At 61.0% G+C, this 1467-nt stretch carries 1 protein-coding gene and 1 pseudogene; both read right to left on the bottom strand.

Features of this window, described 5'->3' with window-relative positions; all coding sequences use genetic code 11:
- Nucleotides 1-350, bottom strand: a pseudogene (locus tag EN742_RS34865) (conjugal transfer protein); the annotation flags it as partial.
- A gap of 13 nt (nt 351-363) precedes the next feature.
- Nucleotides 364-1419, bottom strand: a complete 1056-nt coding sequence (locus EN742_RS34860; protein ID WP_128333872.1) for a lytic transglycosylase domain-containing protein — start codon at nt 1417-1419, stop codon at nt 364-366.
- Nucleotides 1420-1467 lie beyond the last annotated feature (48 nt).

The following is a 1467-nucleotide window of genomic DNA, read 5'->3' as shown; positions in this document are numbered from 1 at the left end:
CCGTTTACGAAAAGCGTCGCCGCCTTCGCGATCTCGGGCCCCATCGAGCCGAAGTTAGGCATGCCGCTCTGCAGAAGACTGTCGAAGGACGGGACCGAGGTGACGCTGAAGCCGTTGCCGATGGCGAGGACCTTCAGCGATCCGGCATCGCTGCCTCGATCGCCGGTGACCGCCTGGAGGGTCTTTTCGACCGTCATCAGGATATCCTTATTCGTGTCAAGGATCTTGGAGGTCTTCTCAGCCGTATCCTTGGCGACGGCGTAGTTGGTCTTGTCGATGACCGGTATATCGGCACGCGCTACCGTCGAAGTGATGGCCGTGGCGGCAGCAAGGAAGAGAATGCGTCTCATGAGGAATCTCCAGTCATTGAGGAACGAGGAGCAGTTCGGCGTTCTGGTTGAGTTGTTGGACGCAAGCTTTGATCTCGGGGTTCCAGACCAGGCCGGTGCGATCGTCGCAGAAGCCGGTAATGGCGCGATTGTCACCGCCGTCACCGTCCTGGTAGCGGCCGGAGCGGCTGGCGCCGGAAATGTCGCTCAGGGTGACCGCATTTCTGGAGTTGACGAGATCGGCCAGGCTGGCGCCGAGACCGATCATACGATTGAGCATATCGATGTTGGCGTTGCGGGCGCCGGAATTCTGGTCCCAACTGTCCTGCACTGTGCCGGTCGCTTTCGCACCGAACTGCTCGAACCAGGACGTGACATCGCCTGACCCGTCGCCCGTGGCGCTTGTTAGTCCCATCGAATTGATGGTGCTCGAGCGCATGCCTTCATAGGCCATGCTCGTGCCGCCAATGCCCGATTTGTCAGACCCGCCGAAGGCCGGCAGCCATTTCTGCGTGATAACGCGGACGTAATCCTGCGTCTCGCGAAAAGGCGGAATGCCGCCGTAGCTTTCGACATTTCCCGAACCGGAATTGTAGGCGGCGAGCGCCAGCGAGACGTTTCCGTCGAAGCGTTTAAGCTGCTGCTTGAAATACCGTGCGCCACCCCGCAGGTTCTGCTCGATGTTGTAAGGATTGACGCCGAGGTCCGAGGCCGTGCCCGGCATGAGCTGGGACAGTCCGATCGCCCCGGCGCTGGACTTGGCGCAAGGATTGAAGCGGCTCTCCTGATAGACGAGCGCCAGGAACTGGTTCTCGTCAATCCCCTCTTCGCGCGCGACGCGCCTCACCATGCCTGCGATTGACGGATTCGCGTTGGCCGCGGCGACCGGATCATCCTTTCGGCCTGGCCGATACACCGCGCAGGTGACGCTTTCATTGGTGGTGTAGCGATCGCGATCGACCTTGTCGATTTCGGTGGTCTTGTCGTTCCGGTCCTGGCGCTCATCCAGTGTTGTTCCATCGATGGTTGGAATATCGGCCGCGGCCGGCGTCGCGAGAAGAACAAGCAACAGGGGAATTCGCCGGATCATGCCACCCTCCCCCAGCCGCAGAATTCGGACAGCCACGCCGCCGGATCC

It is taken from the genome of Mesorhizobium sp. M4A.F.Ca.ET.020.02.1.1, assembly GCF_004022645.1.
Taxonomy (GTDB): domain Bacteria; phylum Pseudomonadota; class Alphaproteobacteria; order Rhizobiales; family Rhizobiaceae; genus Mesorhizobium.
The sequence above is the reverse complement of the archived record's forward strand: the minus strand, read 5'-3'. Positions and strand labels throughout refer to the sequence as shown.

Excerpts from the sequence above, each read along its gene's own strand:
- EN742_RS34860 (WP_128333872.1), bottom strand. The coding sequence starts at position 1,419 with ATGATCCGGCGAATTCCCCTGTTGCTTGTTCTTCTCGCGACGCCGGCC.